A 26,696-nucleotide genomic window follows, 5' to 3' on the forward strand; every position below is an offset into this window, starting at 1 on the left:
CCCCCCGCAGCCTACCAGAGCCCCTTGAGCAGCGGCAGGATCGTCGAATAATCGTCCGTCCATGCGGCCATGCCGTCGCGTGCGACGATCGGCTCCCAGCCCGAATTGCGTTGCCGGAGCAGCGCGATCGCCCGCGGGTCCCGCGACAGCGCGATCCAGTCCGATGGCGAGGGATGATCGGCGTCGAGCGGCGAAGGACGGTAGAGCAGGTGGACGGCGTGCCACCCTGCCTCGCGCGCGGCGGCCGCGACCACGGGTTCGAGGTCGATATAGCGGTTCGAGATATGGACGAGCAGCAGCCCGTTGCGTGACACCACGCGGCCATAGGTCGCAAACGCCTCACGCGTCATCAGGTGCATCGGCACCGTATCCGACGAGAAGGCATCGAGCGCGAGCAGGTCGAGGCTCGCGGTCCGCTCCGCCGCCAGCGCGATCCGCGCGTCGCCGATCCGGATGACCGGATCGGGCAGGCAGCGCGACAGGTAGCTGAACTGGCCGGTATCGCGCGCGATCCGCACGACCGCTGGGTCGATCTCGTAGAAACGCCACTGCTCGCCCGGACGCGCGTAGCAGGACAGGGTGCCCGTCCCCAGCCCGACGACACCGACCCGCGCTGCCGGACCATAGAGCGGGCCGAGCGCCTGCATCGCCTGGCCTACGCCCGATCCGGCGACATAATAGGTGGTCGGCGTTCGCTCGCGCGCGGGCGAACCGCGCAGCTGGATGCCGTGGACGGTGGTGCCGTGATCGAGCTCGCGGACCCCCTCGCCGTCACGCACCGTGTAGACGCCGAAATAGCTGCGTTCGCGCGCACCCCGTTCGGCGCTGAGTTCCAGCGCACGATAGCCCCCGAACATCACCAGCGTGCTGGCGAGCACGACGACATAGGGCAGCCGTGCGCCAAGCGTGGCGAGGCCGATCGCGGCGACGATCAGGAAGGCCGCGCCCTGATGCTGGTCGCCCAATATGCCGTCGGGGTTGCTGATCCGCATCCCGGCCGCCACCGCCATGACGAGGATGATGACCGCGAGCCCGAGATGGCGTCGTACCGCCGGCCCCGACCAGACCGCGCGAAACGTCGCCATCAGGTACATCTGCGGCACCAGCACGCCCGCTGCCAGGATCAGCAGCGGATATTCATAGGTCCAGTCGAAGATCACGGGTGCCAGCAACGCCGCGAACACCCCGCCCAGCACGCCGCCGACCGACATTGCGAGATAGAAGCCCGTCAGCCGGTCGGGGGCCGGACGCCGGCGATACATGGCGGTGTGGAGCGCGACCGAGACCATGAACAGCAAGGTCAGCGCGATCGTCGCGCTGAACACCGGCTTGTCGTTGAACCCGCCCATGATCACCCCGCCGAACAGCAGGATCGTCACCGGCGCGATCCGGGTCAGCAGGTCGGCGAGCGTGCGGTCCTGCGCGAAGGCGATGGTGAAGCTGAGCAGATAGAGCCCGAGCGGCAGCACCCAGAGCAGCGGCATCGCGACGATATCGGTGGTGATATAGGTCGAGGTGGCGAGCATCAGCCCCGACGGCACCAGCGCGAGCGCGATCCAGTGGAGGATCCGCGCCGCGCCCGGCGCCGGGCTGGTCACGGCGACATGCTCGGCCGACGCGGTGCGCGGCAGCCGCGTCGCGCAGAGCGCCACCAGCAGGACGAGCACCGCGTACCCTGCGGTCCACAACAGGCTCTGCCCGTGGATCGCCAGCAGCGGCTCGACCACCAGCGGATAGGCGATCAGCCCGGCGAAGCTGCCGAGATTGGACGCAGCATAGAGCGCATAGGGATCCGCGCCGCCGCTCGACGCGCTGAACCAGCGCTGGATCAGCGGCGCCTGTGCCGAGACCGCGAAGAACAGCGGCCCGATCGACAGGCCGAGCAGCCAGGGCACCCACACCGCAGGCTGCGCATCGGCGGGCAGATCGAGCGCGAACAGCCCGATCGGCAGCCACAAAGCCGCGACCGCGAGTACGCCGAGATGGATGACCGCCTGCGCGCGCGGCTTCACCCGTCCGAGCCAGTGCGCATAGGCATAGCCGCCGAGCAGCAGCGCCTGATAGACGAGCATCGCCGAGTTCCACACGGCAGGCGCGCCGCCGAGCCGCGGCAGCGCCATGCGCGCGACCATCGGCTGGACGAGGAACAGGAGGAACGACCCTGCCAGGATCGTCGCGACGAACAGGACGCGGCACCACCGTGCCATCGGGGAAGGATCAGACATTGGTGGGGCGATGGATCCGATAGAGGACGTGCCGGCGCAGCGGGTCGGTGGCGGCGAGATCGGGATGGTCGAAATCGCCGTTCTCGACATGGGTCATGCCCAGCCGCTCCATCAGCGCGCGGCTCCGCATGTTGGCGGGGACCGTGATGGCGACGATATGCGCGACGGGCAGATGGGCCCAGCCCCAGGCGAGGCTCGCCGCCGCGGCTTCGGACGCATAGCCCTGCCCCCAGGCATGACGCGCGAGACGCCAGCCGATCTCGATCGCGCCGTCGATCGGCGGCTTGCCCGGTACCAGACCGCAAAAGCCGAGAAATGCGGCATCCGCCCTGCGTTCGATCGCCCAGAAGCAATGCCCCGACGTGCGCTGCCGCTCGACCATCCGGCCGACCGCCGCCTGCGTCTCGGCGAGCGTCGCCGGCGGCCTGAGAAAGCGCATCACATCGGGGTCACGCCCCATCGCCGCAAAGGGCTCGACGTCGGCGTCCCGCCACGCGCGCAGGATGAGACGCTCGGTCTCGAGCCTGAACTCATCCATTCAGGAGCCGGGCCGCGTGCGCCGCATGATAGGTCAGCACGCCCGAACAGCCGGCGCGCTTGAACGCCATCAGCGTCTCGAGCACCAGCGCGTCGCGGTCGCCCGCGCCCGCTGCGGCCGACGCCTCGATCATCGCATACTCGCCCGACACCTGATAGGCGAAGACCGGCACCTCGAACGCCTGACGGACGCGGACGATGATGTCGAGATAGGGCAGGCCCGGCTTGACCATCACCGTGTCCGCGCCTTCGGCGAGATCCATCGCGACCTCGCGCAGCGCCTCCTCGGCATTGGCGTTGTCCATCTGGTACGTCTTCTTGTCGCCCTTCAGCAGCCCGCGGCTGCCGACCGCATCGCGGAACGGGCCGTAAAAGGCGCTCGCATATTTGGCGGCATAGGACATGATCTGGACGTTGTGATGCGACTCCGCCTCGAGCGCGGTGCGGATCATGCCGATCCGGCCGTCCATCATGTCGCTGGGTGCGATGATGTCCGCGCCCGCCGCCGCCTGGTTCAGCGCCTGCGCGACGAGCATCTCAGCGGTGGTGTCGTTGACGACATAGCCCGCGGCGTCGACCAGCCCGTCATGGCCGTGGCTGGTATAGGGGTCGAGCGCGACGTCGGTCAGCACGCCGACCTCGGGCACCGCATCCTTGAGCGCACGGATGGCCTGGCACATCAGATTGTCGGGGTTGAGCGCCTCGCGACCATCCTCGGTGCGACGCTCGGGCTGGGTGTAGGGGAACAGCGCGATGCACGGAATGCCGAGGTCACGCGCCTCGCGACCACGCGCGACGATCTGGTCGACCGACCAGCGCGAGACGCCGGGCAGGCTGGCGATCGGTTGCTCGACGCCCTCCCCCTCGACGACGAACAGCGGCCAGATCAGATCGGCCGGCGTGAGGACGGTCTCGGCATGGAGCCGGCGGCTCCAGTCGGACGAGCGGGTGCGGCGCAGGCGCAGCGCGGGATAGCTTGCGGACATGGCGCGGCTTTTGCGGGATGGACGCCGCGCAGGCAAGCGTTACGGTCGGCGCGAACGAAACCGATCGCTGCCGATTCGGCCTCGGGGACGCATTTCCCTTTCGCGCGTTGGGCCTCGCATGACCGCCATCACCACAGACACGACCCAGGCGCCCGATACCGGGCCGGCGCGCGACCGGCCGATCCGCTCCGCCGCGCTCGTGGTGAACGCGAAATCGCGCAAAGGACAGGCGCTGTTCAAGCGCGCCTGCGCGGCGATGTCCGGGCTTCCCTATGAGGTCGACGCGCATGCGGTCGAGAACCCCGAGGATCTGGAACCCACCGTCCGCCGGGCGCTCGCCGCCAAGCCCGATCTGCTGATCCTGGGCGGTGGCGACGGCACGATCAGCGGGCTCGTCGACCTGATGGTCGGGCACGACGTCATCCTCGGCGTGCTCCCGCTGGGCACCGCGAACAGCTTTGCGCGGACGCTCGGCATTCCGCTGACGATCGAAGGCGCGGTCGAGGTCATCCGGACGGGTGCGCCGCGACGGATCGACCTCGGCATGATCGACGGCGATTATTTCGCCAATTGCGCGGCGATGGGGATCAGCCCGAAGATCGCCGAGACGGTCCCGCATGGCCTCAAGAAGGTACTCGGCCGGGTCGGCTATCTCGGCTGGGCAGCGTATCAGTTCATGCGCTTCCGCCCGTTCACGCTGATCGTCGGCGAGGGCCCGGACGCGGCGCGGATGCGCGTCGTCGAGGTGCGTATCTCGAACGGCCCCTATCATGGCGGGACCGAGCTGGTCGACGCGGCGGCGGTCGATTCGGGCGAGATCGTCGTGCAGGCGGTGATGGGCAAGATGAAGCGGCGGCTGGTGCAGAACTGGGTCGCCAGCGTCTTCCGTCACGAATCGCGCCACGAGGAGGTCCGCGACTTCCGCGGCAAGAGCATGCGCGTCGACACGATCCCCAAGCTGCCGATCTCGATCGATGGCGAGGTGCTCGCCAAGACCCCGGTGACGGCCAGGATCGCCGCCGGGATCATTCAGGTCATGGCCCCGGTGACGCCGCCCCAAACCTAGGGCGACACTCAGCCGACCGGCATGGACCGGCTGGCGGGCTCGCAATCCGCCTTGGCTGCCTCGCCTGCGTCGTGTGCGGCGGGCTCGGTAACGATCCGGCCCTTGCGCCAGCCGCCATGCAGGTAATAGCCGATCGTCAGCAGCATTGAGGCGAGCGAGCCCGCGGGAAAGCTCCACCAGATCGCATCCGCGCCGATCATCGGCTCGAGTGCATAGGCGAGCCCGAACCGTACCGGGCCCATCGCGACCGCGAGGATCAGCAACGGGCCGACCACCGCGCCGTTCGCGCGTACCGTCGCCGACAGCACCATCGACACGCCGAACAGGATGAAGCTCCACCCCGCGATCAGGTTGATCCGCGTGGCGATGCCGATCGCGCCGGTATCCTGCCCGAGGAACAGCCACAAAACGTGCCGGTCGAGCAGCGTCAGCAGCGCCACGAGCCCGCCGGTCAGCGCCAGGTTCATCATCAGCCCCGCGCGCGTGATCCGGTCGACCCGGTCCCAGCGCCCCGCACCGATATTCTGCGCCGCCATTGCGCTGACCGCCGCACCGACCGCCATCGCGGGCATCTGCACATAGGTCCATAGCTGGTTGGCGGCGCCATAGGCGGCGGTCGTGGTGGTGCCGTGCCGGTTGACCAGCCCGATCATCGCCAGTGCCGATGTCGAGACGACTAGCATCTGCAATCCCATCGGGACGCCCTTCACGACGATCGTCTTCAGCAGCGCACGATCGGGCAGGATGTAGCGCAGTTCCGCGCCGCGCAGCCGGATCGGCAGGTCCTTCGCATAGATATTGGCGAGCAATGCGACGAACGAGACCGTGTTGGCGATCAGCGTAGCGAGCGCGGATCCCTCGATCCCCAGCGCGGGGATCGGCCCCCAGCCGCGGATCAGCAGCGGGTTGAGCGCGACGTCGACGACCGATCCGAGCGCCATGAACTTCAGCGGGGTCAGCGAATCACCCGTCCCCCGCAGCGCCATCGTCAGCAGCACCGTCAGGAACCCCGCGGGCATCGCGACGAAGATCACGCGCAGATAGGCGAGCGCGAGCGGATAGACTTCGGCGGGCGTCGCCAGCACGCGCAGGATCGCCGGTGCGACCAGCCAGCCGATTGCCACCGTCAGCACCGAGATGATCGTGAACAGCCCGAACGACGTGCCGAGCACGCGGCGCACCGCATCGATGTCGCGCCGCCCCATATTCTGGCCGATCAGGATCGTCGACGCCATGCCGAAGCCGAACACCGCGGCGACCAGCAGGAACATGATGATGTTCGCGTTGGTCGTCGCCGCCAGCGCGCGCTCGCCGAGAAACTGGCCGATCCACACTGCGTTGATCGAGCCGTTGAGCGATTGCAGGACCGACGATCCGAGCGTCGGCAGCGCGAACGCCAGCAGCGTCTTGCCGATCGGCCCCGTGGTCAGGTCGCGCTGGCCGGTCCTTGGTGCAGGCGTGTCCGTCGCATCAGGCATCGAAGTCGGGTTCCCTCCCCTTTGCAGGCGGGGTCAGGACCATCCCCGACCCCGCATGCTCGCAGCACGCGTACGCACACCCCGGCCCCGTCCCGCACATCGGACGGGGTCAGGTCAGCCCAGCCGTCCCAGCGCCGCCTGCAGCCGCGCGGCTTCGGCAGCCTTGTCGGCATGGTCCGCCTTGGCCTTCTCGACCGCTTCGGGCTTGGCGCGCTCGACGAAGCTCGCATTGCCGAGCCTCCCTGCGAGCGCGTCGCGCTCCTTCTCCGCCGCCGCGATCGCCTTGGTCAGGCGGGTGCGCTCGGCGTCGAGATCGATCACGCCTTCGAGCGGCAGGACGAAGGTCGCCTCGTCGACCACGACCTGCGCCGCGCCGCCGGTGGCTTCGCCCTCGGCATGCGTGACGCGCGCGAGGCGTGCGAGCGCGGGCGCCTGGCGTTCGAGCCGCGCCAGAGTCGCAGCGTTCGCGTCACGGACGTGCAGCGGCAGACGCGCACCCGGCGGTACGTTCAGCTCGTTGCGCGCGGTACGGATCTCGCCGACGAGCCGGATCAGCCAGTCGACCTCCCTGCTCGCCTCGGGATCGAGCGAGCGCGCATCGGCCATCGGCCACTGCGCGACGATCAGGTCGTGATCGCGCGGGCCCATCGCGTGCCACAGTTCCTCGGTGATGAACGGCATGAACGGGTGGAGCAGGACCAGGATCTGGTCGAGCACCCAGCCCGCGACCGCCTTGGATTCGTCGTCGATCTGGCCGCGGACGTCATCGACCATCTGCGGCTTGATGAGTTCGAGATACCAGTCGCAGAAGCGGCTCCACGCGAACTGGTAGATCGCGTTGGCGGCGCCGTCGAAGCGGTAGTCGGCGAGCGCGAGGTCGACCTGCTGCACGGTCGCGATCGTCTCGGCGATGATCCACTTGTTGACCGCGAGCTCCGCGCGCGGCGCCTCGAGCGTCGTGCTCGCGACGATGCCGTTGGCCTGTGCGAACCGCGCCGCGTTCCACAGCTTGGTCGCGAAGTTGCGATAGCCCTCGACGCGCTTCTCATCCATCTTGATGTCGCGGCCTTGGCTCTCCATCGCCGCCATGAAGAAGCGCAGCGCGTCGGCGCCATATTGGTCGATCAGCCCGAGCGGGTTGACGACATTGCCCTTCGACTTGGACATCTTCGCGCCGTCCGCCGCGCGGACGAGGCCGTGGAGGTAGAGCGTGCGGAACGGCACGTCCTTCATGAAGTGCAGCCCCTGCATCATCATCCGCGCGTTCCAGAAGAACAGGATGTCGAAGCCGGAGATGAGCACGTCGTTGGGATAGCGGCCGCCGAGTTGCGATCCAGAGGCAAGCCCCTCCCCTTCAGGGGAGGGGTTGGGGTGGGGAGCCGCCCCGCGCGTGTCGGTCTCGATGAGATGGGACGGCCCCACCCCTTGCCCCTCCCCTGAAGGGGAGGGGTAAGAAGAGCCGTCCCAGCCTAGCGTTGCGAAAGGCCAGAGCGCGGAGGAGAACCATGTGTCGAGGACGTCGGGATCACGCGTCAACGCGACGCCCGCGCCGGCGAGCGCCTGCGCTTCGGCCTCGGTTTCAGCCACGTACGGCGTACCGTCGGGCCCGAACCATGCCGGGATCTGATGCCCCCACCACAGCTGGCGCGACACGCACCAGGGCTGGATGTTCTCCATCCAGTTGAAGAACGTTTTCTCCCAGGTCTTGGGCACGATATCGATCGCGCCGACGCGCACCGCCTCGATCGCGGGCTGCGCAAGCGTCTTGGCGTCGACATACCATTGGTCGGTCAGCCACGGCTCGATCACCACGCCCGAGCGATCGCCGTACGGCGTCTGGATCGTGCGCGGCTCGGCGTCATGCTCGACGCCGTCCTTGTCGACATGCGCGATCAGGAAGCCCTCGGCCTTCAGCTGCGCGACGATGGCCTTGCGCGCCTCCGCGGTCGTCAGCCCGAGCAGCTCGGCGGGGATCAGCCCGTCGGACACCTGCACGACGCGCGCCTTGGCATCGAGCATGTTGAGCATCGATCCCGCGGCCATCCCGGCCCGCTTGCCGACCTCGAAATCGTTGAAGTCGTGGCCGGGCGTGATCTTCACCGCGCCCGATCCGAGCTCGGGATCGGCATGATCGTCGGCGATGATCGGGATCAGCCGCCCGGTGATCGGCAGCTTCACCTGCTTGCCGATCAGCGCGGTGTAGCGTTCGTCCGCGCCGTTCACCGCGACCGCCATGTCGGCGAGCATGGTCTCGGGCCGCGTCGTCGCGACCTCGATGAACCCCGATCCGTCGGCGAGCGGATAGCGCAGGTGCCAGAAGCGGCCCTTGATCTCGCGCGTCTCTACCTCGAGGTCGCTGATCGCGGTGCCGAGGCCCGGATCCCAGTTCACCAGGCGCTTGTCGCGGTAGAGCAGCCCCTGCTTGTGCAGGTCAACGAACACCTTGAGGACGGCCTTCGAAAAGCCCTCGTCCATCGTGAAGCGCTCGTTCGCCCAGTCCATCGAACAGCCCAAGCGGCGGAGCTGCTGCGTGATCTCGCCGCCGCTCTCTTCCTTCCACGCCCAGACCTTGGCGATGAAGTCCTCGCGCGAGAGGTCGGTGCGCTTCTGCGGCGGGGACATCGCGCCCATCTGGCGCTCGACCACCATCTGCGTCGCGATACCCGCGTGATCGGTGCCGACGACCCAGAGCGCGTCCTTGCCCTTGAGGCGTGCATGGCGCGTCAGGATATCCTGCAGCGTGTTGTCGAGCGCATGGCCGATATGCAGGCTGCCCGTGACGTTGGGCGGCGGGTTGACGATCGTCCAGGGTTCCGCGTTCGGGCGGTCGGGGCGGAACTGGCCGCTGGCCTCCCAATGCGCATACCAGCGCGATTCGATGGAGGCGGGGTCGAAGGTTTTGGGAAGCTCGCTCATACCCCGTGCCTTAGCGAGCGTGTCCGGGCTAGACCAGCCTCACGTCCGCGCCCCCGGCTTGTCGAGCACCGCCCGGATGCGGTCGTTCAACTCATTCCGCCGATAGGGTTTGCGGATCAGTTCGAACGACCGGCTGCCCTCGTCGATCGCCTCGTCGGCAAAGCCCGTCGTCAGCAGCACCGCGGTGTGCGGATAGTCGCGCCGCACCGACTGGGCCAGCGTGACGCCGTTCATGCCGCCGGGCATCAGGATATCGGTGAACAGCAACCGGAATTCGGCGTCCTGACGGAGCGTGTCGAGCGCGGCGCGCGCGCTGTTGACCAGGACGACGTCATAGCCGAGATCCTCGAGGATCGTCCGGCCCAGCTCGCCCACCTCGCGCTGATCCTCGACCATCAGCACGCGCTCGGCACCGCCCGCATGCGGTGCGATCGGCCCCGCGGTCTTGCGCTCGACGGCACCGCTCGCGCGCGGGAAATAGAGCGAGAATTCGGCACCGCCCCCGCTGAGGTTGCGCACCGTCGCAAGGCCCCCCGACTGACGCACGAAGCCGTAGACCATCGCGAGCCCCAGCCCGGCGCCCTTGCCCATCTCCTTCGTCGTGAAGAAGGGTTCGAAGATCTTGTCGACCGTCCCGGGATCGATCCCCGGCCCGTTGTCGCGAATGCTCAGCACGACATATTCGCCGGGCTCGAGCCTCGCGACACCGCCATCCTCGGGAAGGACGGCGTTGCGCGTCGTGATCGTGATCTCCCCCGTGCCGTCGAGCGCGTCGCGGGCATTGGCGATGATGTTGAGCAGCGCCATTTCGGCCTGCACCGGATCGACGCGACAATTCCACAGATCGGTCGCCAGGTCGCGCTTCAGCGTGATTCCGCTGCCGATGCTGCGGTCAAGAATCGGCCGGAAATCGCCCAGCAGCTGGTTGAGGTTCATCAACCGGTCTCGCAATTCCTGCTTGCGCGCAAAGGCGAGCAGCTGTTGCGTGAGCGTCGCCGCGCGCGAGGCCGAGGTCGAGATCGCATCGACCGCCCGCCGCGCCGATCGATCGCTCGCATCGATCCGCGCGTCGAGGATGTCGGCATAGCCCTGGATGACCTGCAGCAGATTGTTGAAGTCGTGCGCGATGCCCCCGGTCAGCTTGCCGACCGCCTCCATCCGCTGCGCCTCGTGCAGCGCCTCCTCCGCCTCGCGGCGGCGCGAGATGTCCAGCTGGCTCGCGAAGAAATAGCGGAGCTCGCCGTCGTCGCCGAACACAGGCGAGACGTAGAGCGCGTTCCAGAAGGTCGAGCCGTTCTTGCGATAGTTGAGCATCTCGACCGAGACTTCCTCACGCTTGGCAATCGCGGCGCGTAATTCGCCGACGACCGTGCGGTCGGTCTCGGGGCCCTGCAGGAAGCGGCAGTTGTAGCCCAGGATCTCGTCCTGCGAATAGCCGGTCATGAACGAGAAGGCGTCGTTGCAGAAGATGATCGGGTTATCGGGCCGATGCGGATCGGTCACCACCATCGGCATCCGCGTGGTCCTTACCGCCGCGAAGAAGATGTCGCTGCTGGCATCGGCCGGCGCGATATCGCCCCGGACGCCCTGAGCGGCGAGACGGGCGGGGATTTCAGGCGCGGACACACTGTGATCGGACATCCGCCAACAACCATAGCGGAACCGTCACGGTTCCGCTCGTCGTGACATTACAGTAGTTTGAACCGGGACCCGGTGAGCATCGTCCGATCGTGGCCGGCCGGCCAGGTCCCGATACAGGCCGCAGCGCGAAACGCTGCGGCCGGCCCGGTCAGGGCTGCTGGTTCATGATCTTGGCGATCTCGCGCGCGACCATGTCCTCGACCATGTCGGGAAGGTTCGCGTCGATCCATTCGCGCAGCATCGGGCGCAGCATCTCGCGGACCAGACCCTCGAGCGTGCCGTCGCTGCTTCCCTCAGGCTTGACCATCATCCGCGTCAGCGCCTCGAGCGGTGCACGCGTCGCCGCCGCGGTTTCGCGCGACATGATCGGCTGGGCCGGCTCTTCTGCAGGCTGCGGAGCATGCTGCTGGGGCGCATGAGAGGCTGTGGGCGCGACATGCGGTGCGACATGAGGCTGGGGCTGGCTCCGCGGCGGCGCCTGGCGTGGTTCCGGCGCGGCGTCGACCGAGGTCAGCACCGGCGATTTCGGCGGGCGGGGGGTGCGGTCAACCATCGGCATCGGGTCGCTCAGTTCGAGGATTTCATCGTCGTCGATCGCGTCGTCGTCGTAATCGGCCGCGTAATCGGTGGCCGCCGATGCGGGCATCGCCCGCTGGTGACGCCGCTGGCGACTGGGCATGCCGTCGCCTTCTTCGGCAATGATGCGTTTGATCGACGAGAGGATTTCCTCCATCGACGGCTCCGCGCTGATATCCCCCATACGGACCATTCCAAACCCCGTCGCCCCACGCGCCCCTATTGGCGGCTCGGCGCATCCTTACCTGTCGTCAATGCCGGGTTCCTGTCAACCGGGCTGTCGAGCAACGGGTCAAGTTCGCGGCGCACGGCGGCGTCCTGCGTGGGCGACTGGACGGTACGCGTCGCGACCGGCACCGGCTCGCCATCACCGCCCCAGTCCCAGATCTTCTTGTGGACGCGGTCGTAATTGGCGACCGGATCGTACAGCACGCCGCCGTCGAGCCCGAGGTCGCGCGCTTCCGCCTGCCCCATTGCCGCCAGCAGCGCGAAGCCCGCGACATAGGCGTCGCGACGCGCCGTCACGAGCGTGACCTGGCTGTTGAGCAGCTCCTGCTCGGCGTTGAGGATGTCGAGGATCGTGCGTGTCCCGACGCTGTTCTCCGCCCGGACACCCTCGAGGCTCAGCTTGTTCGCGTTGACCGCGGTCTCGGACGACTGGATCACCTGTTCCGACGAACGCCAGACGGCATAGGCCGAGCGCGCCTGCGCGATCACATTGCGCTCGGCTGCGGTCACATTCTCGATCGCGCGGCTTTGAAACGCTTCGGCCTGGCGGACCTGCGCGGCGGGACGACCGCCCTGGAACAGCGGCATCGTCAGCGACAGGCCCGCCTGCACCGCCTTGTTCGCATTGGGAAAGGTGTTGATGCTGCCGTCGGTCGTCGATGCCGATCCGAGATAGTTGGTGTAGCTGGCGCCGCCGGTCGCACTGATCTGCGGCAGGCGGCTCGCCCGCGCGACACCGACATCGTACCGTGTCGCGTCGCGTTCCTTCGCCGCCGCGATCAGCACGGGATTATTGTCGATCGCCACCGTCACCGCCAGGGCGGGGCTGTCGGGCAGATGCGGCAGGGTCGGCGGCGTATCGAGCGTGCCGGCGGGCGTGCCGACAAAGCGGATATAGTTTTCCCGGCTGGTGATCAGCTGTGCCTCGGCCGACTGGAGCTGCGCCCGCGCGAGCGCGAGCCGCGCCTCGGACTGGGCGACGTCGGTGCGGGTCAGGTCGCCGACCTGGAACCGGTCGCGGCTGGCCTGGAGATTGATGTCGAGCACGCGAACATTCTGCGTGTTCAGGCCGACGATCGCCTCGTCGCGGATCACGTCCATATAGGCGCCGACGACGTTGGTGAACAGATCGGCCTCGGTACCGCGCAGCGTCGCGCGGCCCGCCTCGACCCGCGTCTTGGCCGCGGCGACCGAGTTGCGCACCTGCCCGCCCTGGTAGAGCGGCACGGAGACGTTCGCGCGTGCCACGACCTGACGCGGCAAGGCGATGAAGCTGTTCGCGGCGGTCACGACGAACTCGGTGTAATCGCCGGTCGCATTCGCCGAGGGCAACCCGGAGGCGCGCGCGATCGGGACATTCTCGTCGGTCGCACGCAGCGTCGCGCGCTGCGCGGTGATCGTCGGGTTGGTCGTATAGGCCTTGACCAGCGCCTCGCGGAGCGTCTCCGCATGGACCGGTGCAGCGCTGTATAGCAGCGCAACACCTGAGAGCAGACGGCGAACTTGAGCGGCGCGCGGCATGATGTGCCTCAGAACTTGAAGGGTTTGGGTGTTTCGAAACCCGGCAGCGTCACGCACTCGACGTCAACGAACGCCGCCAGTGCAAAGCCGCCATCGGTCTTTCGTCCCGATGCGAGCCGGGTCACGCCGCGATCCGCGATCCCGGCGACGATGCGGCCGCCCGACCGGATCTGCGCCACCAGCGTGTCGGGGATTGCCTCGACCGCGCCGTCGATGACGAGCACGTCATAGGGCGCGCCCGCGGCATGGCCCTGTGCCATCGGCCCCTCGACCAGTTCGACCGACAGCGTGGCGCCCAGCGCATCGCGCGCGGTGCCGAGCAAGGACGCGTCACTGTCGACCGCGACCACCGTACCGACGATCTCGGCGAGAACCGCGGCAGTGTAGCCCGTCGCAGCGCCGATCAGCAGGACCCGGTCGGTGGCGGTCAGATAGGCCTCGGTGAGCAACCGGCCGGTCGCCATCGGCAGATTGGCGTAACGGCCACCGCCGAGCGGGATCGGTGCGTCGCGATAGGCGATCGACCGGACATCGTCGGGCACGAACGCCTCGCGCGGCACCCGCGCCATCGCCGCGACGACGCGCTGGTCGCTGACCGCGTTGGTGCGCAGCTGGCTGGCCACCATGGCGTGACGCATGACCGCGAAATCGGGACCGCCGTCGGACGTGCCGACAGCCGCACGCGTGCGGGTAGTGGAATTCGTATCGAGGCTGATCGTCGTCATGGTCCATCCTGTCGCACAGCTGTTTTAGTTGCGCAATACACTTGTTCGCTTGCGTCAATCTCTACCGTGCCGCCAGCGTCGCGCCAAGCGACCTGTGGCGAATCGCGCGAGACGGCCCGGCTCGGAACGGCACAGAGGTCGGAATGGCACAGGGGCCGGATGCCGGGACTAGGGCGCCCCGCCCGCCCGTGTGACACCGAAATGCCGCGGGCGGGACGCCGAGGGCGCACGCAGAATGCGGCAACACCTCGCTCAGGCGCCTAGCACGGGCGCGCCCTGATCGGGCATCGGAATTTCCGCCGGGTCGATGACGGGGGTGGGCGTGGAATCACGGGCGGGATCGATCCTAGGTGCCCGGCGGGCGGGCACCGCGTTGATGATCCGCTCGCTCGTTTCGGCGGGAACCTGCAGCGCCTGGGTCGGCGCGCCGAGCACCGCGGCGCGCGCGCGGACGCTCGCGTCGAGAAACGGCGTGCTCATCGCCATGAACCGCCGCGGCGTCATCCCGAGAAACGTGCCGGCGTCGCGCAGGAAATGCGACACGTCGAAATAGCTCGGGTCGATCGCCGAATAGTCGGTGCCGCCGGGCGTCCGGAACACGCGCAGGAACGAGCGCAGGAACCGTGCGCGCCGCAGCAGCATCTTGGGGGTGAAGCCGAAATGCCGCACCGCCAGTCGCCGCAGCGTGTCGGGGCTGATCGCCAGCTTGGCCGCGACCGCGGCGACGTCATCGCCGCCGTCCTGCCCGATCAGCCGGGTGAGCTGACGGATCGTCGCGGATTCGCGGTGCGGCGACCCAAGCAGGTCGTACAGGATAGCATCGAGGATCGGCGCGACCTGATCGTCGCGCTCGGCCGCCCGCAGCGCGCTCGTCAGACGCTGGGTCGCGACCGGCCCGAGCGCGTCGGCAAGCGGCACGATCCGGTCACGATACTCCGCCGCCGACCGGTTGAACAGCCGGCTCCAGGCCAGCGCGCTGACCCCGAACCCGATCATGATGCCGCCATTGGTCGTCGCCTTCAGCGCGGTCCCCGTCGGGCCGTACAGCGTCGCCGCCGGCAGGGGCCCGAACGTCCGCCGGCCGATCGCCACGCTGATCGGTCCCGCCTCGAACGCGAACCGGACATTGGCCGTCCCCGGCAGGAAGCGGTTGACCTGGCCGATGCTGGCCGGACCGGTCGCGCGATAGACATGGTAGCCGGTGATGAGGTCGGTGAGCGCGTCGCAGGGCTGGTCATACCGGATCGCCATCCCCGCGGGCATCGCGAAGACATCGGGCGCCAGCCCTGCGCGGTTCGTTCCCCCGGACACCTGCATCACGTCCAAAAGAAACTCCATATGAAGCCAGGATTGGACCGTATCGTGCCCAATCCATCGCCGGCGTGCAAGCCGTCCCCCAACCCGGCACCGCACCGCCGTGGCACACCCCACGACTATTTTAGCCCACAAACGCGATCGCCCGGTTGACCCGCCGCACAAAAGCCCGCATTTGCGCGCTCCGCATCGAGGCCCGATGGCGGAGTGGTGACGTAGAGGACTGCAAATCCTCGCACCCGGGTTCGATTCCCGGTCGGGCCTCCAATCTCATATCCTGTCGTTGCCACATGACGCGAAGCACTGCGGCGATCGCGCTTGGTTGCATGATGCGCGCGGATCTCGACGGCGCTTTGCCAGACATGAGAGCAGTCTAGGGACAGGTCCCCGCGATGACGGGGCCCTAGACCCGGTCCCTGATCGAAGCCAGGCATCCCGACATTCGATGATAGGGAGGCGGATCCCAAGCGCGACCGATTCGCTTTCACCCTTATTCGCCAGGTACATGTCATGACCCGACCATCGATCGCCGCCGGCCTTGTCGGCCTTGCCATCGCCGCCACCGGGCTGGACTGTCCGGCCTCGGCCGCGCCCTCCCCGCAGCGCATGCCGCCGCCCCCCGCACCTCAAAAGGCAAACGCGCCCGTCAGGTCCAGCGCGAGCGCCAACGTGCGTATCAGGGGCCCCGTCTTCGGCGTGAACATTGCCGGGTGCAGCTTCGTCGCCGACGGTACGCTCTGCCCGACGCCGGCGTCGGTCCGCGCCTATCTCGACAAGGGATTCACGATGGTCCGCCTGCCGTTCAAGGGACCGCAGTTGGCGGACCCCGCGATCCGCAGGAAATTGGTGGCAGCGACGCGCGCCGCGCTCGACCGCGGTGCCTATGTCGTGCTCGATCGTCACGACTATAGCTGGCCATCGGTATCCGAACAGGTCGCGTTCTGGACGTCGCTGATGGCGAGCATGCCGCGATCCGACCGGATCATCATCGACCCGATGAACGAGCCGAGGCATTTCGACGATCCGGTGCTGACCAACGACTGGGATCAATGGGCGCGCGATACCAACCAGATCATCGCGGGCCTGCGCGCCGCGGGGATCCGCAATGTCATCGCGCCGGAATATCCCGGGTCCTCCGCCACCTTCCGGCTGCGCAAGCGCGAGGACGCCGCCAAGCCGTCCGAAAGCGCGCTGGTCGCGCTCGACCGCGCGGGCGGGCTGAAGGATCCGCTAGGCCTGACCATCATCAACGGGCACCGCTATTTCGACAAGGGGTCGAGCGGGACCCAGCCGAGCTGCACGGGGACGCCGGGCTATGACAATTTCGCGTCCGAGCTGCGGGCGCGCGGGTTGAAGGGGATCATCACCGAATCGGCGTTCGGACGCGCCGGGGCGATACCGCCGAGCTGCGAGGCGGCGGGCGCAGCAGCGATCGCCTATCTCAAGACCAATGCCGATACGGTGGTCGGCGTGACCTGGTGGGGCGGCGGCGCGGCCTGGAACGAGCGGTATCTGTTCAAGATCGAGCCGAAAAAGGGCAGTTTCGGCCCCAGGCACAAGGACGCCTATCTCGACCGCCTGCTCGGCCGCTGACCGCGCGCGATTGTGGCCGGGCGGGACAGAGGCGGATGCACGACACCAGACGTCGGGACGGCAGCATCACCGCTGGTGCGGCCGTCTCCCGAAGGAAAAGCGCGACTGGGAGTATGCGCACTTCTTGCATTGCCGCACCCAAGTCTCGCCACCGGCCTCATCCACTGAAACAACGCGCCATTCGCCGAGGCGATGCCAGCAGATGAGCATCAGGACACCGCTTCCGCCACGCGCGCCGGCTCCGCCGCCGGAACGATGCCGGCCAGCGTGAACGCAATCTGCTCGAGTCTGGTATCGAGCTCCCTATTGTCGAATTCGCGCTCGATCTTCGCGCGTGCCGCCACCCGCATGCTCGCCAGATCCACCTCCCCCGATTCGATTGTCGTTATGATGTCGGCGATCTGTCCGGCATTGCGCTCCTCGACCAGAAAGCCCTCGACGCCGTCGTCGATGAGTTCCGGGATGCCGCTATGCCAGGTGGAGACGGTGATGACGCCGAGCGCCATGGCCTCCATCAGCGACACGGGAATCCCTTCCATGTCGCCATTGTCGGCGACGACGGACGGCAGCAGGAACACGTCGGACCGCTTGAGTTCCGCAAGCACCTCGCGGTGCGGGATCTTGCCGAGGAACGTTACGCGCGCAGGGCAGGCCGCAGCGGCCTCGCGCAGTTCCTTCTCCAGCGGCCCGTAGCCGATGATCGACAGATGCGAATCGCCCGGCGCGGCGCACATGGCGTTGATCGCGTAGATCAGCCCCTTTTTCTGGACGAAGCGCGCCGTCGTCAGCAGCCGCAATGGCCCGGCAGCGCCGCGACGTGGCTGCGGCATCGGAAAGTCGCTGACGTCGACCCCCATCCGGTGAACCGTGATCATCGCCGGGTCAGCACCCCAGCTGATCAGCTTCTTCTTCCACAATTCACTGATCGGAAGCAGCGCCTCGGTCTGAGTGAAGAGGCGGCGGTAATGCGGCAGGAATTTTTTGACGAGACCATGCTCAGTCACGTCAAGACCATGAAAGACTGTGGCGATCGGGCCCGAGATCAGACCGGCGTCGCGCAGATACATGGCCCGCACGCCCGCGGGGCCGAAATGCGCGATGATGGCATCAAAATGACCAAGTCCCTGTTCACCGACACTGAGAATATCGACGATCGGCGCGACGATTCCATCGCGCAAGCCAGTAAGTCCTGCGCGAATTCGCCGTCGGCTCTTGCCGGATTGCGCGCCAAGCAGAAGTCGAACCGACTTTTTCAGCAATTGCGCGATCGGCGATGAGCCTCCTGTATTCGCGCGAACGGAGACGATGCGCGCGGCACCGGATAGTGGATCATCGACAGAAAGATCATGCTGGCCGGTAATGATCGTAACCTGATGCCCGAGGTCGATCATACCCCTGATCTGACGAACGACGAACGTTTCCGAAAGAACGGGATAGTTCGAAAGAAAGAAAGCAATCTTCATGACGTGCCGCCCGGTATATTGAACGAATGATGAAACCGGACTGGCGACGCCACTGGGCAATGCAGCATTGCTTACGAGCGCCGTCGATGCGGTTCACGCCGAGCCAGCACACAGGCGAGTTCAAGCAATTCAACGCCTAGGCGGATACAGAAGAATTTCTCCACGAAAAATTGCGGGTCTATCCGCGATCCCTGTACTTTATCGGGACTTGTTGCCGTCGGGCCACGCTTCCGGCGTTGCTTTGGCGATACCGGGGCGCACGTCCGGTCTACGCGCGCTGGATCAGGTGCAGGACGACACGCCAGAACGGATAGGACGCGCATTGCGGCCAGGTGTGCGGGCACAGCCCTTCGACGTGCCAGCGCACGGCGAGGATCGCCAGCGTCGTCGCGATCGCGGTGGCGAGCGCGGTCAGCCAGCGTGCCTTCAGACCGATCCGCGGTTTGACGCCCCATTCGAGCAACGCCGCCAGCAGCCAGAATGCCGCGATCTGCCAGCGGGAATAGGTATCGAGCAGCATGAACCGCGAAAGGACGGCCAGGGCCACCAGCCCGGCCGCCAGCAGGATATTCAGAAGGAACGTACGCATCGCGGTCTCGATCTGGAGGGGGCCTTGGCCGGGACGGGCATGGAAGACACCGCACCGCCTCCCTGACCGTCGCCCGTGACTACTGCTCTGAGCACATGAATGCGCTGCCCACAGCAGCGGATCATCGGACGATAGCTATAGAGAAGTGCGCGGCCCCGACGCGGGGGCCAGGGGTCTCTGTGACCCACATGGCGCAAGGTAAATGGCGGAGAGGGTGGGATTCGAACCCACGGTACCCTCGCGGGTACGCCGCATTTCGAGTGCGGTACGTTCGACCACTCTGCCACCTCTCCGCAAGGTCATCCGAAGTGCTGCGAGCAGCGCCTCCGATCGGTCGAGGGCGGGCCTCTAAATCAGACCTCGCCGCAGTGCAAGAGGGTTTTTGCAATCACGAGCGGTCCGGCTTGTGCGTCGCGAAACAGCGCTTAAATTGTCGCCATGCCCCGCCACGACATCCCCATCGACCCCGCCACCCCCGACATCGCCGCGTCCGATGCCCTCTCGTCCGAGCCGGGACCGGCGTCGTCGGTCGAGGTCGTTGCCCCGCCGATCGTCCACGCCAATTTCTCGATCGGCGACATCGTCCGGCACCGCCTGTTCGATTTCCGCGGGGTCGTGTTCGACGTGGATCCGGTCTTTGCCAATACTGATGAATGGTATGAGGCGATTCCCGAACAGATGCGGCCGAAGAAGGACCAGCCCTTCTACCATCTGCTCGCCGAGAATCGCGAGTCGAGCTACGTCGCCTATGTCAGTCAGCAGAATCTCGTGTCCGACGCGGGCGACGAGCCGGTCGATCATCCGGGGATTGCCGGATTGTTCACAGACTTTGCCGATGGTCGCTACACGCTGCGCGCCGTCCACCGGCACTGATCGCCGGGTCGGGCACAGCGTCCTGACGCGGTTCCTGCCAGGGCCCGCGATGTTTTAGCCCCCCGCAATAGCCCTTCTTGGTTGACATCGTCACGCCCCTCGCTTAGCTCCCCGGCTTCTCCCGGCGGACCCTGCGTTCGTGGGGCACATGTATTTGGAAAGTGACAAGGGCCATGTTCGCAGTCGTGCGCACGGGCGGCAAGCAGTATCGCGTCGCCGCCGGAGATAAGATCGTCGTCGAAAAGATCGAGGGCGATGCAGGTGCGTCGGTGACGCTGGGTGATGTGCTGTTGGCGGGCGAAGGCTCGGAACTGCGCTCGGTCGAGGGTTTCACCGTCGCTGCAGAGATCATCGCTCAGGCGAAGGCGGACAAGGTCATCGTCTTCAAGAAGCGTCGTCGTCACAACTATCGTCGCAAGAACGGCCATCGCCAGCAGCACACGATCCTGAAGATCGTGTCCGTCGGCGGCCAGACCGCCAAGCAGACCGAGGCTGACGCCCCGGCCGCTCAGGCATAAGGAGTAGCTTCAGATGGCACATAAGAAAGCAGGCGGCTCTTCGCGCAACGGTCGCGATTCAGCCGGTCGTCGTCTCGGCGTGAAGAAGTTCGGTGGCCAGGCATGCGTTGCCGGCAACATCCTCGTGCGCCAGCGCGGGACGAAGTTCTATCCGGGCACCAATGTCGGCATCGGCACGGACCACACGCTGTTCGCGCTGGTCGATGGCCGCGTCGTGTTCAGCCAGGGCAAACTTGGTCGCAAGTTCTGCTCGGTCGAGCTGGCAGCAAATGATGCCGCCGACATGGCAGTTGCAGCCGAATAACATCGGGTAACCATCCGGGTTGCCCACCAGGGTGACCCGGGTCGCGAAAGCGAACCTGAACAAGGGAGACGGGTCACCCCGGCTCCCTTTTTTATTGCTCCCTCCCCTTGGCTGTCGCCGTCCCGTCATCCTGACGTGGCATGCGCGCAGCCGACGACGCGAGAGGAAGAGAGCAATGTTCGCGCGCACGAAGAGACTGACCTTGCGGCCCGGCTGGCCCGAGGATGCGCCCGCGCTGACGCAGGCGATCGGGCATGAGGCCGTGATCGCCAAGCTGACGCGGGCACCCTGGCCCTATTCACTCGGTGACGCGGCGGCCTTTCTGGCGCAGCCGCGCGGCGAGCATCAGCCGCGCTTCCTGATCGATGCGCTCGACCCCGGCGCGCCGCGACTGGTTGGCGGCATCGATATCCATACATCGCCGGACGGGTATGGCCATGAGCTCGGCTATTGGGTGACGCCCGATGCATGGGGACGCGGCTATGCGACCGAGGCAGGCGAGGCGGTGATCGCGATCGCGCGCCATGCGCTCGGGCTCCGGCGGCTCGAGGCATTCCATTTCGTCGACAATCCCGCATCCGGCCGCGTCCTGGCCAAGCTCGGCTTCCGGCCGACCGGGCGGGTCGAGCCTCGGGCGTCGCGCGGGCGTGGCGGCGAGGCTCAGGCCGTGCTGTTCGAGCTGGTGCTCGATGAGGACCGATGTGCGCCGATGCCGATGGCGGCGTGATTCGCGCATCCCGGCCTTGAAATTGCACCACCCCGGCGAAGGCCGGGGCCCAGTTGGGGAACGTCGCTGACTACGGTCATCGTGTCGCTACTACGACCTTTCCAACTGGGCCCCGGCCTCCGCCGGGGTGGAATGCTGGGCGACGTATTCGCCGCACATACTTCGCGGGAGGACCAGGGATAGGAAAGGCCGCAACCGTAACTCAGGCTGTGGCCACCGCCCGCTTCTCGACCGGCAGCACCGCCGCCTCATAATCACTCTCGGCCAGCGCGATCAGCGCGCGGTCGTCGTGTTTCCAGGGATGGAAACCGGGCAGGAAATAGGCCGCCCAGACACCCGCGATCTTGCGCGCCATCCCCGGATTGCCGAACGCATACCATGCCATCCGCGCCCAGATCCGCGGGCCCGTGAGCCCGTCCTGCCGCAGCAATTCGGTCATGCCGCGCGCCCGCCCCGTGAAGAAGCGCCAGGTGGTGATCAGCATCACCAGCGACTTGACCCGCCAGCGCGTGAACCGCGGCCAGTCGCGCGTCGCGTGCAGCCAGGTGTCATAGGCGACGCCCTTGTGCTCGATCTCCTCGGCGGCGTGCCATTGCCACAGCGCCGCCGCCTGCTGGTCGCCGCCGGCGAGGTGCCGGGGGTTCGCGATCAGTTCATGCGCGAGCATCGCGGTGAAATGCTCGAGCGCGGTCGTCGCGGCGAGGCTCGCGATCGGCGGGCGCCCCTTGGTCAGCGCGAGCGCGGCGTCGACATCAGCGATCAGCGGCGCGACGTCATACCCCTGGTCGGTGACGTGCCGGTTGAACGCGACATGCTCGCGGGTGTGGATTACCTCCTGCTTGATGAACGCGTTGATCTCGGCGGTCAGCTTGGGCGGCGTACCGTCGCGAAACCGGCGAACGCTGTCGACGAAATAGCCCTCGCCCTTGGGGAAGGTGACCGACAAGGCGTTGTAAAAGGCCGTCGCGATCGGATCGTCGTTCAGCCACCACCGGCGAATCGGCGCGCCCCGGCCAAAACGACGATCGCGCGGCGTGATCGTCAGATCGACGGGTGTGGTTGCTTTCGCCACGGAAACCTCCAAACAGAGACAGATCGTCATTACTGACACAGTTGTAAGTAGGTTTTTCATTCCGTGACGTCAACACCCCGCAAGCGCCTCTCCCCGACCGAATCGCGTGATGCCGCCGTCGAGGCCGCGCGCGCGCTCCTGGTCGAAAGCGGTCCCGGCGCGGTCACGTTGAAGGCGGTTGCGGGCCGGATCGGGCGGACGCACGCCAATCTGCTCCACCATTTTGGCTCGGCCGAGGCGCTGCAGACCGCACTGATCACGCGGATGGCGGCGGACATCGTCGGCACGATCGGCGCCGCGGTGCTGCGTGTCCGCGCGGGCGAGCTGGATCCGCGCGAAGTGGTCGAGATGACGTTCGACGCATTCGGCAAGGGCGGCGCGGGCGCGCTGGCGAGCTGGATGATCCTGTCGGGCAACACCGACGCGCTCGACCCGATTCTCACCGCGATCCACGATCTGGTCGACGAACTTGCCGAGGGCGACATGCCCGGCGACCAGCCGATCCAGGACCAGACGCTGACGCTGGTCCTGATGGCGCTGGGCGACGCGTTGATGGGCGCGCCGATGGCCCGCGCGCTCGGCCTGCCCGCGACCAGGGCGCGCGAACTCGCGCTCGACGCGCTGCTCGCGAGCAAGGACGCCGCCGCCTGCCCGTCGGCCTGAGCAACGCCGACCAGGGCCCGAGTCGCAGAGGCTGGCGATTTTCGCCAATTTCGCTATGGGGCGGCGATGCATTTTCTAGACCAAGCCAAGATCTACGTACGTTCGGGTGAGGGCGGCCCCGGTGCCGTCAGCTTCCGCCGCGAGAAATTCATCGAATATGGCGGCCCCGATGGCGGCAATGGCGGCAAGGGCGGCGACATCGTGTTCGAATGCATCGCCGGCCTGAACACGCTGATCGACTTTCGCTACACACAGCATTTCCGTGCCCCGCGCGGCTCGGGCGGCTCGGGCTCGAACCGCACCGGCGCGGGCGGCGAGGACCTCGTGATCCGCGTCCCGCTCGGCACGCAGGTGCTGTCGGAGGACAAGGAAGAGGTGCTGATCGACTTCACGCAAGTCGGCCAGCGCGAAGTGCTGTTCCGCGGCGGCGATGGCGGCCGTGGCAACGCCAGCTACAAGACATCGACCAACCGCGCCCCGCGCCAGCACGGCACCGGCTGGCCGTTCGGCGAGGCCTGGGTCTGGCTGCGACTGAAGCTGCTCGCCGATGCGGGTCTCGTCGGTCTGCCGAATGCGGGCAAGTCGACCTTCATCAACCAGGTCACGAACGCGCAGGCCAAGGTCGGCGAATATGCCTTCACCACCACCCGGCCGCAGCTGGGCGTGGTCCGCCACAAGCAGCGCGAATTCGTCGTCGCGGACATTCCCGGGCTGATCCAGGGTGCGGCCGAGGGCGCAGGCATCGGCGACCGCTTCCTCGGGCATATCGAACGGTGCCGCGTGTTGCTGCATCTGGTCGATGCGAACGATGCGGATGTCGGCGAGTCCTACCGGATCGTCCGCGACGAGCTGGCCAATTACGGCGAGGGCCTGACAGACAAGAAGGTGATCGTCGCGCTGAACAAGACCGACATGCTTGATGCCGAGCTGATCGCGGCGCTGTCGGCCGAACTGGCCGAGGCCAGCGGTGCCGAGGTGATGGCGATGTCCGGCGCGAGTGGTGCCGGCGTAGAGGCAGTGCTCGACAAGCTGATCGGCGAGATCGGGCCGGCACCTGGCGCGCCGAAGGAGCTGGCGGAGGGCGAAGAGCCGGTTGCATGGTCGCCGCTGTAGTGTTCAAAACCGCTCCGTAGCCCGATCATGTACGCCATCGTCATCCCCGCGCAGGCGGGGATCCATAGCCTCAGGGGTATGCGATTCGGTGGTGAGGCCAGCCAATATGGGTTCCCGCCTCCGCGGGAATGACGATAGGGTGTTGCAGGCTATGACGACCTACGGGGAGGACCTACGGGGTCGACCAATGATGTTTCCGCCGTCCTCCTGTCCCCGCCTGATCGTAAAGATCGGTTCGGCACTGCTCGTCGATCCCGACGGCAGCGTCCGGCGCGACTGGCTCGCCGGGCTCGTCGCCGACATCGCAACGCGGACGCGTGCCGGGCAGCAGGTCGCGATCGTGTCGTCCGGGGCGATCGCGCTCGGCGCTCGGCGACTTGGCCTGGCCAAGGGCGGCCGCGCGAGTCTCGAGGACGCGCAGGCCGCCGCCGCCACCGGCCAGATCGCGCTAAGCCAGGTCTGGGCCGAATTGCTCGCCGCGCAGGGGCTGAACGCGGCGCAGATGCTCGTCACGCTCGACGATCTCGAGGACCGCCGCCGTTATCTCAACGCCGCCGCGACGCTCAATCGGCTCCTGTCGCTCGGGGTCGTGCCGGTGATCAACGAGAATGACAGCGTCGCGACCGCCGAAATCCGCTTCGGTGACAATGACCGGCTCGCCGCGCGGGTCGCGCAGGCCGCGGGCGCGCAGGGTGTGGTCCTGCTGTCCGACGTCGACGGGCTCTATACCGCCAATCCGCATGTCGACCCCGCCGCCACCCACATCGCCGACGTCCCGCGAATCGACACGGTCGCCGCGATGGCAGACGACGGGTCGGGGTCCGGAATGGGATCGGGCGGCATGGCATCGAAGATCGCCGCCGCGCGAATCGCCACGGCGGCGGGCATTCCGCTCGTGATCGCCTCGGGCCGGATCGACCATCCGCTCTCCACCCCTGCCCGCCACACGATCTTCAGCGCAGAGCGCACCGCGTCTGCGCGGAAAGCCTGGCTGGCGGGGGGGCTGACCGCGAAGGGCACGATCCATGTCGACGCCGGCGCCGCTGCCGCGCTCGGCCAGGGACGCAGCCTGCTGGCCGCGGGCGCGACGGGGCTCGACGGGGGCTTCGTGCGCGGCGATCTGGTGACGATCGAGGGGCCGGCCGGCACGGTCGCGCGCGGTCTCGCCGAATATGACGCGGCGGACACCGCGCGTCTGCTCGGCCGTCACAGCGACGATCACGCCGCGATCCTCGGCTATGCGCCGCGCTCGGCGCTCGTCCATCGCAATCATCTGGCGCTCGTATGACTGCCGCGCAAACGTCGATCTGGAGCGAGCCGTCATGATCCTGGCCATCACCGGCGGCACCGGGTTCGTCGGCAGCCACTTGATCGACCATGCGCTGGAGACGGGGCACACGATCCGCGCGCTCGCCCGCAAGCCGCAGGCCAAGCGCATCGGCGTGACCTGGATCGAAGGCGCGCTCGATCGGCCGAAGAGCCTGGCGACGCTGGTCGAGGGCGCGGACGTGGTCATCCACGTCGCCGGCGTGGTCAATGCCGCCGATCGCGCGGGCTTTGCCGAGGGCAATATCGCGGGCACCCAGGCGATCGTCGACGCGACGCGGTCGGCGGGGATCCGCCGCTTCGTCCAGGTCTCATCGCTGGCGGCGCGCGCGCCGGCACTGTCCAACTATGGCTGGTCGAAGGCCGAGGCGGAGACGTGCGTTGCCGCGTCGGGGCTCGACTGGACGATCGTCCGCCCGCCCGCGATCTTCGGTCCGCGCGATCACGACCTGCTCGACGTGTTCAAGGCGGCGCGGTCGGGCTATGTGCCGATGCCCCCTGCCGGCACGCGCGTCTCGCTGCTCTATGTCGAGGATCTGACCGCGCTGCTGCTCGCGCTGGCCGAGATCCCGGTCGCGCCCGCGATCATGGAACCCGACGACGGTACGCCCAAGGGCTGGGACAATCGCGACTTCGCGCGCGCGATCGGCGTCGCGGTCGGCAAATCGGTGAGGCCGTTGTCGATGCCGCGCGTGATCCTGTCGCTGGCGTCCGCCGCCGACCGTCTCGTCCGGCGCGGCAAGGCCAAGCTGACGCGCGACCGGGTCCGCTATTTCTGCCATCCCGACTGGGTCTCGCACACGCCGCCGCCGGCCACGCTCTGGACGCCCTCGGTCCCGACGCCGCAGGCGCTGGCGCAAACCGCGGCGTGGTATCGCGCGGCGGGGCTGCTATAGCGCCGAAAAGCCGCCGCAATTCGCTGTCAGGATTGCGTCGACACCCGGAAGGAAGAGCATGAGCGACCGTCAGCAGATCTACGACACCGTCACCGCGCAGATCGAGCCGTTCAACAAGAAGGGCGTCGCGCTGAGCGATGCGACCACCTTCCAGGGCGATCTCGAATGGGACAGCCTGACCGTCATGGATTTCGTCGCCGCGATCGAGGATGAATTCGACATCATCATCACGATGAACATGCAGGCCGAGATCGAGACCGTCGGCCAGCTGGTCGATGCCGTCGCGAAGTTGAAGCAGGACTAACCAAAAATATCCCGTTCGTGGTGAGTAGGGACTGAGCGCGGC

Annotated in this window: 24 protein-coding genes and 2 tRNA genes; 12 read left to right on the forward strand and 14 right to left on the reverse strand. The window is 67.3% G+C overall.

Annotation, left to right across the window (positions count from 1 at the left end):
• Nucleotides 1-11: 11 nt before the first annotated feature.
• The 3 genes from C8J24_RS00325 to hemB are packed head-to-tail and all read right to left on the reverse strand — an operon-like array spanning nt 12 to nt 3,748.
• Nucleotides 12-2,225, reverse strand: a complete 2,214-nt coding sequence (locus C8J24_RS00325) for a spermidine synthase (protein ID WP_244180297.1) — start codon at nt 2,223-2,225, stop codon at nt 12-14.
• Nucleotides 2,218-2,763 carry a GNAT family N-acetyltransferase gene (locus C8J24_RS00330; protein ID WP_107929566.1) on the reverse strand — a complete coding sequence of 182 codons (546 nt, stop codon included), beginning with the start codon at nt 2,761-2,763 and terminating at the stop codon, nt 2,218-2,220. The genes C8J24_RS00325 and C8J24_RS00330 overlap by 8 nt, the downstream gene beginning before the upstream one ends.
• The gene (gene hemB, locus C8J24_RS00335) at nt 2,756-3,748 is read right to left on the reverse strand and encodes a porphobilinogen synthase (protein ID WP_031396015.1); all 993 of its coding nucleotides are present in this window, start codon (nt 3,746-3,748) and stop codon (nt 2,756-2,758) included. The genes C8J24_RS00330 and hemB overlap by 8 nt, the downstream gene beginning before the upstream one ends.
• 118 nt (nt 3,749-3,866) lie before the next feature.
• On the opposite strand from hemB, the gene C8J24_RS00340 reads away from it, so the two are divergent.
• Nucleotides 3,867-4,814 (forward strand): diacylglycerol/lipid kinase family protein, encoded by a 948-nt coding sequence (locus C8J24_RS00340; protein WP_107929569.1) that lies wholly within the window; start codon nt 3,867-3,869, stop codon nt 4,812-4,814.
• An 8-nt stretch (nt 4,815-4,822) separates the two neighbouring features.
• Here C8J24_RS00340 and C8J24_RS00345 read toward each other — a convergent pair whose 3' ends face one another.
• The 7 genes from C8J24_RS00345 to C8J24_RS00375 form a co-directional block, all read right to left on the reverse strand.
• Nucleotides 4,823-6,292: an MATE family efflux transporter gene (locus C8J24_RS00345; protein WP_107929571.1), complete on the reverse strand. Its 1,470-nt coding sequence runs from the start codon at nt 6,290-6,292 to the stop codon at nt 4,823-4,825.
• Nucleotides 6,293-6,406: 114 nt separating this feature from the next.
• Entirely contained in the window at nt 6,407-9,208 is a 2,802-nt protein-coding gene (locus tag C8J24_RS00350; RefSeq protein ID WP_107929573.1) for a valine--tRNA ligase, read from the reverse strand.
• 39 nt (nt 9,209-9,247) lie between these two features.
• Nucleotides 9,248-10,849: a histidine kinase famiy protein gene (locus C8J24_RS00355; RefSeq protein WP_107929575.1), complete on the reverse strand. Its 1,602-nt coding sequence runs from the start codon at nt 10,847-10,849 to the stop codon at nt 9,248-9,250.
• Nucleotides 10,850-10,997: 148 nt separating this feature from the next.
• A complete protein-coding gene (locus C8J24_RS00360) occupies nt 10,998-11,618 on the reverse strand; it encodes a DUF2497 domain-containing protein (protein ID WP_244180299.1) in 621 nt (206 codons plus the stop codon).
• A 26-nt stretch (nt 11,619-11,644) separates the two neighbouring features.
• The gene (locus C8J24_RS00365; protein WP_031441331.1) at nt 11,645-13,174 is read right to left on the reverse strand and encodes a TolC family outer membrane protein; all 1,530 of its coding nucleotides are present in this window, start codon (nt 13,172-13,174) and stop codon (nt 11,645-11,647) included.
• A gap of 8 nt (nt 13,175-13,182) precedes the next feature.
• Nucleotides 13,183-13,812: a protein-L-isoaspartate O-methyltransferase family protein gene (locus C8J24_RS00370; RefSeq protein ID WP_107931343.1), complete on the reverse strand. Its 630-nt coding sequence runs from the start codon at nt 13,810-13,812 to the stop codon at nt 13,183-13,185.
• Nucleotides 13,813-14,151: 339 nt separating this feature from the next.
• Nucleotides 14,152-15,225 carry a helix-turn-helix domain-containing protein gene (locus C8J24_RS00375; RefSeq protein ID WP_167396663.1) on the reverse strand — a complete coding sequence of 358 codons (1,074 nt, stop codon included), beginning with the start codon at nt 15,223-15,225 and terminating at the stop codon, nt 14,152-14,154.
• Between the two features lie 181 nt (nt 15,226-15,406).
• Here C8J24_RS00375 and C8J24_RS00380 point away from each other — a divergent pair.
• Nucleotides 15,407-15,480: transfer RNA gene (locus tag C8J24_RS00380), tRNA-Cys, on the forward strand.
• Between the two features lie 402 nt (nt 15,481-15,882).
• Entirely contained in the window at nt 15,883-16,806 is a 924-nt protein-coding gene (locus tag C8J24_RS00385; RefSeq protein WP_167396664.1) for a cellulase family glycosylhydrolase, read from the forward strand.
• A gap of 209 nt (nt 16,807-17,015) precedes the next feature.
• Here C8J24_RS00385 and C8J24_RS00390 read toward each other — a convergent pair whose 3' ends face one another.
• From C8J24_RS00390 to C8J24_RS00400, 3 genes are all read right to left on the reverse strand, one after another.
• On the reverse strand, nt 17,016-18,269 hold the full coding sequence (locus C8J24_RS00390) for a glycosyltransferase (protein ID WP_107929582.1): 1,254 nt from the start codon (nt 18,267-18,269) through the stop codon (nt 17,016-17,018).
• Between the two features lie 268 nt (nt 18,270-18,537).
• Entirely contained in the window at nt 18,538-18,858 is a 321-nt protein-coding gene (locus C8J24_RS00395) for a hypothetical protein (protein WP_037529079.1), read from the reverse strand.
• A 203-nt stretch (nt 18,859-19,061) separates the two neighbouring features.
• Nucleotides 19,062-19,151 (reverse strand) — tRNA-Ser (locus C8J24_RS00400).
• A 145-nt stretch (nt 19,152-19,296) separates the two neighbouring features.
• On the opposite strand from C8J24_RS00400, the gene hspQ reads away from it, so the two are divergent.
• The 4 genes from hspQ (at nt 19,297) to C8J24_RS00420 (ending at nt 21,280) form a co-directional block, all read left to right on the forward strand.
• Nucleotides 19,297-19,731 (forward strand): heat shock protein HspQ, encoded by a 435-nt coding sequence (hspQ, locus tag C8J24_RS00405; protein ID WP_107929585.1) that lies wholly within the window; start codon nt 19,297-19,299, stop codon nt 19,729-19,731.
• Between the two features lie 173 nt (nt 19,732-19,904).
• Nucleotides 19,905-20,249 carry a 50S ribosomal protein L21 gene (gene rplU, locus C8J24_RS00410; protein ID WP_031393729.1) on the forward strand — a complete coding sequence of 115 codons (345 nt, stop codon included), beginning with the start codon at nt 19,905-19,907 and terminating at the stop codon, nt 20,247-20,249.
• Between the two features lie 13 nt (nt 20,250-20,262).
• Complete coding sequence (gene rpmA / locus C8J24_RS00415; RefSeq protein ID WP_031393730.1) at nt 20,263-20,553, forward strand: 50S ribosomal protein L27; 291 nt, start codon at nt 20,263-20,265, stop codon at nt 20,551-20,553.
• Nucleotides 20,554-20,728: 175 nt separating this feature from the next.
• Nucleotides 20,729-21,280, forward strand: a complete 552-nt coding sequence (locus C8J24_RS00420) for a GNAT family N-acetyltransferase (RefSeq protein WP_167396665.1) — start codon at nt 20,729-20,731, stop codon at nt 21,278-21,280.
• A 202-nt stretch (nt 21,281-21,482) separates the two neighbouring features.
• Here the strand turns inward: C8J24_RS00420 and C8J24_RS00425 are convergent, their stop codons facing one another.
• Nucleotides 21,483-22,382: a metal-dependent hydrolase gene (locus C8J24_RS00425; RefSeq protein ID WP_042467462.1), complete on the reverse strand. Its 900-nt coding sequence runs from the start codon at nt 22,380-22,382 to the stop codon at nt 21,483-21,485.
• A 33-nt stretch (nt 22,383-22,415) separates the two neighbouring features.
• On the opposite strand from C8J24_RS00425, the gene C8J24_RS00430 reads away from it, so the two are divergent.
• The 5 genes from C8J24_RS00430 to C8J24_RS00450 all read left to right on the forward strand — a co-directional run bounded on the left by C8J24_RS00430 (nt 22,416) and on the right by C8J24_RS00450 (nt 26,654).
• On the forward strand, nt 22,416-23,015 hold the full coding sequence (locus C8J24_RS00430; RefSeq protein WP_031441339.1) for a TetR/AcrR family transcriptional regulator: 600 nt from the start codon (nt 22,416-22,418) through the stop codon (nt 23,013-23,015).
• Nucleotides 23,016-23,081: 66 nt separating this feature from the next.
• Nucleotides 23,082-24,128 carry a GTPase ObgE gene (obgE, locus tag C8J24_RS00435; protein ID WP_107929587.1) on the forward strand — a complete coding sequence of 349 codons (1,047 nt, stop codon included), beginning with the start codon at nt 23,082-23,084 and terminating at the stop codon, nt 24,126-24,128.
• A gap of 187 nt (nt 24,129-24,315) precedes the next feature.
• A complete protein-coding gene (gene proB, locus C8J24_RS00440) occupies nt 24,316-25,416 on the forward strand; it encodes a glutamate 5-kinase (RefSeq protein WP_107929589.1) in 1,101 nt (366 codons plus the stop codon).
• A gap of 34 nt (nt 25,417-25,450) precedes the next feature.
• Nucleotides 25,451-26,350, forward strand: coding sequence for an NAD-dependent epimerase/dehydratase family protein (locus C8J24_RS00445; protein WP_107931347.1), 900 nt, complete (start codon nt 25,451-25,453; stop codon nt 26,348-26,350).
• A 58-nt stretch (nt 26,351-26,408) separates the two neighbouring features.
• Nucleotides 26,409-26,654, forward strand: a complete 246-nt coding sequence (locus tag C8J24_RS00450; protein WP_037527622.1) for an acyl carrier protein — start codon at nt 26,409-26,411, stop codon at nt 26,652-26,654.
• Nucleotides 26,655-26,696 lie beyond the last annotated feature (42 nt).

It is taken from the genome of Sphingomonas aerolata (assembly GCF_003046295.1).
Lineage (GTDB): Bacteria > Pseudomonadota > Alphaproteobacteria > Sphingomonadales > Sphingomonadaceae > Sphingomonas > Sphingomonas aerolata.

Coding starts and splice junctions, on each gene's coding strand:
- C8J24_RS00330 (WP_107929566.1), bottom strand. CDS start 2,763: ATGGATGAGTTCAGGCTCGAGACCGAGCGTCTCATCCTGCGCGCGTGG.
- C8J24_RS00340 (WP_107929569.1), top strand. CDS start 3,867: ATGACCGCCATCACCACAGACACGACCCAGGCGCCCGATACCGGGCCG.
- C8J24_RS00445 (WP_107931347.1), top strand. CDS start 25,451: ATGATCCTGGCCATCACCGGCGGCACCGGGTTCGTCGGCAGCCACTTG.
- C8J24_RS00345 (WP_107929571.1), bottom strand. CDS start 6,292: ATGCCTGATGCGACGGACACGCCTGCACCAAGGACCGGCCAGCGCGAC.
- hemB (WP_031396015.1), bottom strand. CDS start 3,748: ATGTCCGCAAGCTATCCCGCGCTGCGCCTGCGCCGCACCCGCTCGTCC.
- C8J24_RS00420 (WP_167396665.1), top strand. CDS start 20,729: ATGTTCGCGCGCACGAAGAGACTGACCTTGCGGCCCGGCTGGCCCGAG.
- C8J24_RS00390 (WP_107929582.1), bottom strand. CDS start 18,269: ATGAAGATTGCTTTCTTTCTTTCGAACTATCCCGTTCTTTCGGAAACG.
- C8J24_RS00395 (WP_037529079.1), bottom strand. CDS start 18,858: ATGCGTACGTTCCTTCTGAATATCCTGCTGGCGGCCGGGCTGGTGGCC.
- C8J24_RS00350 (WP_107929573.1), bottom strand. CDS start 9,208: ATGAGCGAGCTTCCCAAAACCTTCGACCCCGCCTCCATCGAATCGCGC.
- C8J24_RS00425 (WP_042467462.1), bottom strand. CDS start 22,382: ATGACGATCTGTCTCTGTTTGGAGGTTTCCGTGGCGAAAGCAACCACA.
- proB (WP_107929589.1), top strand. CDS start 24,316: ATGATGTTTCCGCCGTCCTCCTGTCCCCGCCTGATCGTAAAGATCGGT.
- rplU (WP_031393729.1), top strand. CDS start 19,905: ATGTTCGCAGTCGTGCGCACGGGCGGCAAGCAGTATCGCGTCGCCGCC.
- C8J24_RS00370 (WP_107931343.1), bottom strand. CDS start 13,812: ATGCGTCACGCCATGGTGGCCAGCCAGCTGCGCACCAACGCGGTCAGC.
- C8J24_RS00355 (WP_107929575.1), bottom strand. CDS start 10,849: ATGTCCGATCACAGTGTGTCCGCGCCTGAAATCCCCGCCCGTCTCGCC.
- C8J24_RS00365 (WP_031441331.1), bottom strand. CDS start 13,174: ATGCCGCGCGCCGCTCAAGTTCGCCGTCTGCTCTCAGGTGTTGCGCTG.
- obgE (WP_107929587.1), top strand. CDS start 23,082: ATGCATTTTCTAGACCAAGCCAAGATCTACGTACGTTCGGGTGAGGGC.
- C8J24_RS00360 (WP_244180299.1), bottom strand. CDS start 11,618: ATGGTCCGTATGGGGGATATCAGCGCGGAGCCGTCGATGGAGGAAATC.
- hspQ (WP_107929585.1), top strand. CDS start 19,297: ATGCCCCGCCACGACATCCCCATCGACCCCGCCACCCCCGACATCGCC.
- C8J24_RS00325 (WP_244180297.1), bottom strand. CDS start 2,225: ATGTCTGATCCTTCCCCGATGGCACGGTGGTGCCGCGTCCTGTTCGTC.
- rpmA (WP_031393730.1), top strand. CDS start 20,263: ATGGCACATAAGAAAGCAGGCGGCTCTTCGCGCAACGGTCGCGATTCA.
- C8J24_RS00450 (WP_037527622.1), top strand. CDS start 26,409: ATGAGCGACCGTCAGCAGATCTACGACACCGTCACCGCGCAGATCGAG.